A 9,626-nucleotide genomic window follows, 5' to 3' on the forward strand; every position below is an offset into this window, starting at 1 on the left:
GTCTAATCATTGAGCATAAGACAATAATCCCAGCTGAAATCACCGGTAAGATAGCTCAGCAGGACCAGACCAATACCACTTACGCCATCCAGCAAACCATGTGAATCAATATATTTTTGTTCGGCCGTTGGGGCATAAGCTTTATAGCCAGCAAGAGCGTCTTCATGAGACGAAAAATCTATGGTTTTTTGTATCCAGAAATCGCAGGTTTCTTTAAAAACATTGTTTTGTGTAAAATGCCACATTTTATGATAGATATGTGCAGCGCCCGCACTTCCATGGCATATACCGGCATCCCTGATGACGGTTTCTTCCTCACTTCTTCTTTTAGAAGTATGGATTAATATAACTATAGCATAATCCATCAGTTCAGGATCCTCGAAGACCAGTCCTGCCTGGTAAAGTACAAAACCAATGGTCAGATCACCATAACACCAGGCTACGCGGCTGTAATTTGGCTTATGATTGCTGATGCTGACCGTACTGGGAAACAAGGATTTATCCTCATTCTTATTTTTATGAAGTTTTAGAAGTGCTATAATATCATAAGCCATTTTTCTGGCATCTGTCTTACAAATATCCTGTTTAAAGAACTCCAGACATAACTTTAAAACACTTGGTAATCCATGTGCCAGCCCAAAATTGACCTGGTCCGGGATAGGAGTGTTTTTTTCCAGATTATAATTAGGGATAAAAAACTGTCCATCCGGTTTATAAGCTAATTTGCAAAGTAGTTGAAAAGCATGCTGATGAAATTCTTTAGCTTCATTTGCCCTGGTGTATAAAGAATGATAGATTATTCCGATGGCACCATGTAGAAAGTCATAATTGCCTTGTTCCAGTAAAAGGATAGCCTGTTCATATAAACCGGGATTATCTTCACAAAGTATTTCGTAGCTGTCATCATCAAGGATATGTTTAGCATTCAGATAAGAGAAAAACCAGTTAATTCCAGCTTTGCCTCCTGAAAAATTAGTGTGACTATATCCGATTGAATTCTCCGCCAATTCCTGGAGGTTATCTTCAAAACGGGCAGTATTGACAGAATTATTTTCTGAATGCCGGATATAGAACTCCTCAAACAGACAGCATCCGGCTTCTCCGTTGAAAAGGGCAATCTGCGAAGCGTCACGTGTTTTTAAGGATAAATATATCTGGTTGATTATGGAATGTATATCTTTCCTCATAGGAGCAATGTAATCGTTATTAGGCAATAATCTGTTCAGGACAACATCTTTAATGCAAGAATCTCCGGTACAGCATACCATACCAGAGATTCAGTTTAAGAATTAAATTTACCTGTTAGCCTGCGCAGATGTCAGTTAAATCACAGCAAAATCTTAAAGTGGCAGTGGTAACCGGAATCCAGTCCACAAATTTCTCCTGCTCCGGGGTTAGTGAAGCAATTTTTTCTTTTTTCAGGATTAGTTTTTCTGAATTCAATTTAATCTTTTTCATGGTTGAATGGTTTAGGTTAGAGATTAATTTTGTTTATCTAAAATATTATTATTTCTGAAATAATACAATGTTTTTTCTGTTCATTTTTTCTCAAGATGTAAATCCTGTTTAATCTGAAGAAATGGTTGTTTTTCAAAAAAAAAGCCGCCCTGATCAAGGCAGCTTCTCTATATTTTTTCTGTTTTTAAGATTAAATACAGATGTCGGTTGGTGGTATGCAGCAGGCTCTGATAGTAAAGGTCGTCAATGGTAAGTTCATTCCCTGTTCGTTTTGTACGGTGGTTAATGAAGCGATTTTTTCTTTTTTCAAGATCAACTTTTGTGAATTTAATTTAATCTTTTTCATGGTTTAATGGTTTAAGTTAGAGATTAATTTTGTTTATCTAAAATATTATTATTTCTGAAATAATACAATGTTTATTCTGTTTGTTTTTTATCAAGATGTAAATGATGTTTAATCTGAAGGAAATAGCTGTTTTTTAAAAAAAAAAGCTACCCGGATAAGGATAGCTTGTCAATGTTTTTCTTTTTTAAGACTAGAAACAGAGGTCAGTTAATGGTTCACAGCAGATTCTGACAGTTAAGGTAGTTACTGGCCAATTGCCTAGTGGCTGTTCGTTTTGTACGTTTGTTAACGAAGCGATTTTTTCCTTTTTCAAGATCAACTTTTGTGAATTCAATTTAATCTTTTTCATGGTTTAATGGTTTAGGTTGTAAGATAATTTTGTTTATCTAAAATATTGTTATTTCTGAAGTAATGCAATATTCCTTCTGTTCATTTTTTCTTAAGATGTAAATATTGTTTAATCTGAAAGAAACAGCTGTTTTTCAAAAAAAAAGCTGCCCTGATCAGGGCAGCTTTTCCATATTTTTTTCTGTTTAAAGTTAGATACAGATGTCAGTTGCTGGTACACAGCAGGTTCGGATCGTTGCAGTAGTTACTGGTTGCCAGCCTAGTACCTGGTTGTTGTTTGTATCAGTTAATGAAGCGATTTTTTCCTTTTTCAAGATCAACTTTTGTGAATTTAATTTAATTTTTTTCATCGTTTTAATGATTTTAGGTTTAAAATATAATTCTGTTTATCTAAAATATCATTTTTTCTGAAATAATTCACCGTGTCATTTGTTTTTTGCGAAAAAAATAATCCATTATCCTTTAATTAGTTAAAGCATTGATTTTCATCAATCCGTAGAAAAGTGCTGCGGTATGCAAGGCCTGGTCTATTTTATTTTCTGTCAGTAATTGTTTGACCTCTTCAATGGTATATTCTTCGACATTAAGAATTTCATGCTCATCCAGATCCTGTTCGCTGACCTTAACTCCACCGGTTAGTAAATAGGTAAATGTCCTGTTATCAGAAGTTGCAGGGTTAGGATACAGCGTAGCAATCAGTTCACAGGTTTCAAAAGAATAACCAGTTTCTTCCAGCAGTTCTCTTTTTACGCCTGTCTCCGGATTTTCACCTCGTTCAATAACCCCTCCCGGAATTTCGAGCGAGATAATATCTGCGGCATGACGGTACTGCCTGACCATAATGATCTTGTTATCTTTAGTTAAGGCAACTGCATTTGCCCAGTCTGGGTATTCCAGTACGTAGTAATCATCTTTCACCGTACCATTCTGTAATCTGCAGGTATCTACCCGCAAAGTGGCCCACTTTTCTTTAACCAGGTATCTGGAAGAAAGCTTCTGCCATTTTAAAATCTCCATTCGTATCTACTTACGCGTTCTGCTTTATATAATCGTTTATTGTCTTTTGCCTGTTGAGGTTATTCATGTTGACCACACGGTGTTTAACTTCCAGTGTCTGGTAAATAAGCTGTAACTTCTGTGCAACAGACTTATTCTGCTCCGTATGGGTTGTGCTGTCAAATTTGAGATAAAGGAGCCGGGAGAGGATCTCTAGTTTTTCTGCAGGGAAGTCTTTCTCGGTCAGGTAAATCATAAAATCATTCCCGTCACTGGCAATCAGGTCCTGAAAAAGAATTCCAAAATCCGATTCCAGCATTTCTTCGAGGCCATTATCAGCTTCTTCCAGTTTACCCTGCTGTTTTAAACCCAGAATTCTGGCGAGTGCCTGTTCCAATTTCTGAATCTCGGCGGTTATTAAATCACGTTTATACATAATTACCAGCTTCCACTACTACCACCACCACCAAAACTACCGCCGCCAAAGCCACCAAATCCACCTCCGCCGCCGGAACCTCCGCCACCACCGAAACCACCGCCAGAACCTCTGCCGCTGCCCATTAGTGCGCCCCAGAAAAGTGCTTCACCAACCCCCCGGCCACTCATGACCTGACCATTGCCTCCACCACCTTTTCGGATGATGATGACAATTATGACGATAATGACAACCAGGATGATTATTCCTGAACTACCACCTTTCTGTGCTACTTTCGGGTTGTCATTTTTATATTCCCCTTTAGTATATTTGATAATTGCTGTAGTACCAGCATCCAGCCCGCCATAATAATCGCCTTCCTTAAAATAAGGTTTGATCTCATTATCAATAATTCTTTTGGTGATAATATCAGGTAGAACACCTTCTACGCCATATCCGGTCTGCATAGCGATTTTCCGGTCACCTAAAGCAACCAGGATAACTACTCCGTTGCTGTTTTTTTTGCCGCCGACTCCCCAGCTCCGGCCAAGTCCCAGGGCATATTCATTAATATCATATTCTCCTACACTTTTGAGAATCACTATAGTGATCTGAGTAGAAGTGGAATCATCGAAGGCGACAAGTTTAGCTTCGAGCTGTTGTTTCTGTGATTCGGAAAGTGTACCCGTATAGTCATTGACAAGTGTATTTGGTGTAGCTGGATATTGCTGCGCAAATACACTTGTACAAAGTACGGTAAGGAATAAGGCAATGATGAGTTTCTTCATTAGATTAATCTAGTTTGACTGCTTCTGATCCATGAATATGATATCATTTGGCAATTCATTAATATCCCCGTTCTGGTAAGGAAAATGTACCGCTAATTTTTCTCCAACCAGTTTGATACCAGCGATGAGTCCGTTGACGATGTTTCCACCGGCAAAATGGGCCTGCATAGCTATTTGTGTTGTTTCCCAGAAATCTTCCGGCACCACTTTGTGGATACCCTGATCTCCTATAATTGCGAATTTATGGTCAATATGGGCCAGATAAATCAATACCCCATTTTGGTGGGATGTTTTATCCATACCCAGTTTAGAGAAGTAGGACGTAGCTCTGTCAAAAGCTTCGCCGTTACAATGCTTTTCTACAGCAATTCTAATTTCACCCGAAGTAAGTTTTTCAGCTTCACCAATAGCATTGGTTATCAGGTCTTGTTCTTGTTCAGTCAGAAATGGCATAATGATAGTTTTAAATAAATAAGGGTAATGTGTATTCTTATTATAAAACACACAATACCCTTAAATGATAGGACATGAATTAAAATTCTACTTTTGGTGTATGTTCTGCACCAGCATCGGCTTTAAATCCAGCTCTTTGTTTGAAACCAAACATACCTGCTGTCAGGTTGTTCGGAAATGATCTTACTTTAACATTATAAGATTGAACAGCATCGTTGAAGTCTTTACGTGCAACAGCGATTCTGTTTTCTGTACCTTCCAGTTGAACAGAAAGATCACTGAACTGCTGAGTTGCTTTTAATTCAGGATAGTTTTCTGTAAGCACCATCAGTTTACCTAAGGCCTGTCCGATCTGACCCTGGGCAGCCTGGAATTTTTCCAGTTTCTCAGGCGTTAAATCATCTGCACTCACCTTAACCTGGCTGGCTTGCGCACGTGCCTCAATCACAGCAGTTAATGTACTTTGTTCAAATTTAGCAGCACCTTTTACAGTACTTACCAAATTAGGGATTAAATCAGAACGGCGTTGGTATTGTGTTTCTACCTGATTCCATTTAGTTTTGACATCCTCATCAAGTTTAACCATTGTGTTATAGCCACAACTGCTAAGCGTGGTGGTGATGAACAAGGCAGCGATAACTCCTAATATTACTCTTTTCATTTTTATGATGTTTTGGTTTATACGTGTTAATTTACATAATACAACTCAATTTCCGTTCCTTTGTTACATTTAAAGAGGAAAACCTGACAACTTGTATGTAAAAATATTATTTTATACTGTTGACAGCATGTTTTGGCAGGAGCTTTTTTTGCTGGTTGCCCGGGGAAGGCAAATTATCCGGGATTTATTATCTTTGCAGCCGTTCAGGATAAATACCTGACCCGCCTCTTATGCAAAAAGATATCGAAATTACTATAGCACCCGAAGAATCAGGGCTGGATGAACAGCTGATCAAAAAACTGGCTGCTGCACTAAAACTGGATGCATCCCGTATTCAGGGGTTTAAAATTCTTAAAAGATCTATAGACGCCCGCTCCCGTAAAGTTATTTTCAGATTACAGGTGAAAGTATTCATCGATGAGGAGGAAAAGACAGAACCTTTTGCAATTAATTATCAGAATGTCCGTGATAAAAAAACAGTAATTATTGTTGGTGCTGGTCCGGCAGGTCTGTTTGCTGCACTGCAATGTATAGAAAACGGGATGAAACCTGTTGTTCTGGAACGTGGAAAAGATGTGAAGCAACGCAGAAGAGATCTGGCAATGATTAACAAAGAGGGGATAGTCAATACAGAATCAAATTACTGTTATGGAGAAGGTGGTGCAGGTACCTATTCCGATGGAAAATTATATACACGCTCCAATAAAAGGGGGGATATCAATAAAGTATTGCAGGTTTTTGTGCAGCACGGTGCCACAGATGATATTCTGGTAGATGCACGTCCGCATATCGGAACCAATAAACTTCCGCAGATTATTACGTCTATCAGAAAAACTATACTGGAAGCAGGTGGTGAGGTGAATTTTGATCAGAAAGTAACCGATCTGATCATTTCATCAGGTAAAATCAAAGGTGTAGTGGTGAATGAAGAAGATACACTGCTGGCTGATGCGGTGATCCTGGCTACAGGGCACTCTGCCCGGGACATTTATACTTTACTCCATCATAAGGGTATCCTGGTAGAAGCAAAGCCTTTTGCGATGGGTGTGCGTATTGAGCATCCTCAGGCAATTATTGACGAAGCACAGTATCACTGTCCGGTAAGAAGTGAGTTTTTGCCACCGGCTTATTATAGTCTGGTTGAACAGGTGGGCAGCAGAGGTGTATTTTCATTCTGTATGTGTCCGGGAGGTATAATTGCTCCCTGTGCTACTTATGAAAATGAAATTGTGGTTAATGGCTGGTCACCTTCGAAAAGAAATAATCCGTTTGCAAATTCAGGAACCGTGGTTCAGGTTACGCTTGAGGATGTTCCTGGGGATGACCCGCTGCGGATGATGAATTTCCAGGCAGAAATCGAGAAAACTGCGTTTGAGCTCGGAGGAGGCAATTTAGTAGCTCCTGCGCAAAGAATGATTGATTTTGTAGAGGATAGGATTTCAACCGATCTACCTAAAAATTCTTATTTACCCGGAACAAAAAGTGTCATGCTCAAAGATGCGCTTCCGGATTTTATTGCTTCCAGTCTGAAAAATGCTTTACCGCTTTTTGGTAAAAAAATGAAAGGCTATTATACCAATGAAGCTATACTGGTTGGTGTGGAAAGCAGAAGTTCATCTCCGGTGCGTATTCCCAGGGACCGGGAAACTTTTCAGCATCCGCAGGTAGCTGGATTATATCCATGTGCAGAAGGGGCCGGTTACGCTGGAGGCATCGTTTCTGCTGCCATAGATGGTGTAAACTGTGCGAATGCAATCCTGAATTTTAATTAAACAAATCGGGATTTTTGCTGTTAAATTAGCTATATACGATACGTGAAACAGGTGTAAAATGAAGAACACGCTAATCATTGGGGCAACTACAAATCCTGCGAGATATGCTTATCTGGCAGCGCATATGCTGAAAGAAAAAGGACATGACATTGTTAATGTAGGTATTAAAAGCGGAGAGGTTGCCGATGTTCCGATTGAGAAGCCGGTAGAAATCCACAATGATATTGACACGATCACTTTATATATCGGCCCGGATTTACAGGCAGGTTATTTTGATTATATCCTGAAAACAAAACCTAAACGGGTTATTTTTAATCCCGGAACAGAAAATGACGAACTGGAAGAAGTACTGAAGGCGAATGGCATTCTGGCTGTTGAAGCTTGTACACTGGTTTTATTGTCTACTGGTCAATACTGAGCTTGTCGTAATTCACAACCCCTTTTTCTGCCCTGCGCATATTCAAACGATAGTTCGTCAGCTGGTTTTTTAAATTCTTATATTTTATTTTGCCGGAGTAGTTTATGATCTGTTAAACTATGTTAAAGGTCATTTTATGATTAAATGATAAAGGTTTTTTGTTAAATACATGAATGTTTGATAATTGATTACTATTTTAGATAGACGAGTGTTTATTTTTTTATAGTGTTTATCTAATAAGGATAAACGATAAACAATGAATTTCAAATGAGAAAGAGGCCCCTGCTTAAAATAATAGTTTTTTATTTGTTGGTGGGGATAACAGTGCTGCTGATAGGTCATAAACTGATAGGCCATACTTCTGCGACAGGATCACATCCTCCTCACACGCTGATTAACACCCACATTATTCTGGACATTATTTTAATGATCACCGGATCTTTCATTATTTTCTTCTCTATCCGATATTATCAGAAAAATCACGAAGCCACTGAGTTTAATTATCAGAAGTTGTTTGACACCAGTCCTCTTGCTATTTATGTGATGGCTAAAGACAGCTTTAAGATCTTGTCTGTTAATGAAGCGATGACCAGGTTATATGGTTATTCAGAACAGGAGTTTTTGCAGATGACCAGTTTTGATATTCGGCCGGTGGAGGAGCACGGGCGGATCAGAGAGTTTATGGATCAATATGGAGCGCTTGATCCGGAATCCAGGATCTGGATACACCAGAAAAAATGTGGTGAGCGGTTTTATGTAAAGACTACCTTTCATACTATTCCGCTGATTAAAAACGGGGCTTATCTGGTGATGGTAGTAGATATTGATAAGTCGATTAAAGACGAGAAAAAGATCAATGACTTGCTTCAGCTGTATGAAACAGTGAACCATGCTACAAATGATGTCATCTGGGACTATGATGTGGCAGGTGATGAACTGAAATGGATGCAGGGCTATAATGAAACTTATGGTTATGATAAGGAGCCTAATACAGATATTTCGGGGGCAATGCAAAAGATCCATCCTGATGACAGAGGATTAGTGATGGAATCGTTTAAAAATATTTTTACAGATAAACAGAAGTACTTTTTTGCGGAATACAGGTACAGATGTGCTGATGGTGCCTTTAAGTATATCCGGGACAGAGGATATGCAATCTTTGATCAGAACGGGGAACCTGTACGAATGATCGGGGCTATGCAGGATATTGATAAGCAAAAAAGATATGAGCAGCAGTTACTAAGCCAGAATGAGCAATTGAAAGAAATCGCCTGGCTTAATTCTCATCAGGTAAGACGGCCCCTGAGCAATATATTAGGACTGATCAGTTTAATTAAGAATTCTGGAGACCACCAGGAAGTGACGGAATTTATTGACTTCCTGGCTGTATCCTCTAAAGAACTTGATGACGCTGTGATCATGATTAATAAACAAACCATGGAAGGGAAGATGGGGCAATTGCATAAGAACATGCTTAATTGATCTGCAGTATCCATCATTTGGTAGTCTTTGTGTTTTGATAGTATATATATACTTAATATAGCTATAACAGCAATGATGAAAGATTATGGGATTGTTAGGGTTGTAGTCGGGTAGTGTTCGGGTACTGGTCGAGACTGAACCAGTATCGGCACGTTGTTGGTCTATGGCCAGTCCAGGTATTTTGACTAGTTAAAATACCTGGACCCATTATGCAGGATTAGTATGCCAGCGATAGTTCTATCCAAAGGCTGACTGCAGGCTGACCCGAACCACAGGTATATAGTATATAAGAGGAGGGGCTTGGACTGATTTTCCTGGTCTGCCGGGCTGAAATTAAGCTAATGTTAGCTCAGTGTTAAGTGTGTTGAAACTTTTCGGATTGAAAATCAGCGTATTAGTGTTTTAATACAAATAATAGTGGTGTAATGTTTGGAGGACGGCATAATTTTCCTACTTTTGCATCCCGCTTCGGAGGAAGGGAAACTTGAA

The 9,626-nt window shown here is 39.0% G+C and carries 11 protein-coding genes; 3 read left to right on the plus strand and 8 right to left on the minus strand.

Annotation, left to right across the window (positions count from 1 at the left end; translation table 11 throughout):
- Positions 1-2: 2 nt before the first annotated feature.
- The 8 genes from HDF25_RS15110 to HDF25_RS15145 all read right to left on the minus strand — a co-directional run bounded on the left by HDF25_RS15110 (position 3) and on the right by HDF25_RS15145 (position 5,465).
- Positions 3-1,187: a lanthionine synthetase LanC family protein gene (locus tag HDF25_RS15110; RefSeq protein ID WP_184626159.1), complete on the minus strand. Its 1,185-nt coding sequence runs from the start codon at positions 1,185-1,187 to the stop codon at positions 3-5.
- Between the two features lie 115 nt (positions 1,188-1,302).
- A complete protein-coding gene (locus HDF25_RS15115) occupies positions 1,303-1,458 on the minus strand; it encodes a hypothetical protein (RefSeq protein WP_184626161.1) in 156 nt (51 codons plus the stop codon).
- Between the two features lie 885 nt (positions 1,459-2,343).
- Positions 2,344-2,502 (minus strand): class I lanthipeptide, encoded by a 159-nt coding sequence (locus HDF25_RS15120; RefSeq protein WP_184626163.1) that lies wholly within the window; start codon positions 2,500-2,502, stop codon positions 2,344-2,346.
- Positions 2,503-2,614: 112 nt separating this feature from the next.
- Positions 2,615-3,169 carry an NUDIX hydrolase gene (locus tag HDF25_RS15125; RefSeq protein WP_184626165.1) on the minus strand — a complete coding sequence of 185 codons (555 nt, stop codon included), beginning with the start codon at positions 3,167-3,169 and terminating at the stop codon, positions 2,615-2,617.
- Between the two features lie 10 nt (positions 3,170-3,179).
- On the minus strand, positions 3,180-3,584 hold the full coding sequence (locus tag HDF25_RS15130) for a hypothetical protein (RefSeq protein ID WP_184626167.1): 405 nt from the start codon (positions 3,582-3,584) through the stop codon (positions 3,180-3,182).
- Between the two features lie 2 nt (positions 3,585-3,586).
- The gene (locus tag HDF25_RS15135) at positions 3,587-4,351 is read right to left on the minus strand and encodes a TPM domain-containing protein (protein ID WP_184626169.1); all 765 of its coding nucleotides are present in this window, start codon (positions 4,349-4,351) and stop codon (positions 3,587-3,589) included.
- Positions 4,352-4,360: 9 nt separating this feature from the next.
- Positions 4,361-4,804, minus strand: coding sequence for a TPM domain-containing protein (locus HDF25_RS15140; protein ID WP_184626171.1), 444 nt, complete (start codon positions 4,802-4,804; stop codon positions 4,361-4,363).
- Positions 4,805-4,883: 79 nt separating this feature from the next.
- A complete protein-coding gene (locus HDF25_RS15145; RefSeq protein ID WP_184626173.1) occupies positions 4,884-5,465 on the minus strand; it encodes a LemA family protein in 582 nt (193 codons plus the stop codon).
- 230 nt (positions 5,466-5,695) lie between these two features.
- Between HDF25_RS15145 and HDF25_RS15150 the strand changes: the two genes are divergently transcribed.
- From HDF25_RS15150 to HDF25_RS15160, 3 genes are all read left to right on the plus strand, one after another.
- Positions 5,696-7,237 carry an NAD(P)/FAD-dependent oxidoreductase gene (locus HDF25_RS15150; protein ID WP_184626175.1) on the plus strand — a complete coding sequence of 514 codons (1,542 nt, stop codon included), beginning with the start codon at positions 5,696-5,698 and terminating at the stop codon, positions 7,235-7,237.
- 58 nt (positions 7,238-7,295) lie between these two features.
- Positions 7,296-7,655, plus strand: coding sequence for a CoA-binding protein (locus HDF25_RS15155; RefSeq protein ID WP_184626177.1), 360 nt, complete (start codon positions 7,296-7,298; stop codon positions 7,653-7,655).
- Positions 7,656-7,922: 267 nt separating this feature from the next.
- The gene (locus tag HDF25_RS15160; RefSeq protein ID WP_184626179.1) at positions 7,923-9,137 is read left to right on the plus strand and encodes a PAS domain S-box protein; all 1,215 of its coding nucleotides are present in this window, start codon (positions 7,923-7,925) and stop codon (positions 9,135-9,137) included.
- Positions 9,138-9,626 lie beyond the last annotated feature (489 nt).

Origin of the sequence: Pedobacter cryoconitis (genome assembly GCF_014207135.1) — a bacterium.
GTDB classification, from domain to species: domain Bacteria; phylum Bacteroidota; class Bacteroidia; order Sphingobacteriales; family Sphingobacteriaceae; genus Pedobacter; species Pedobacter cryoconitis_D.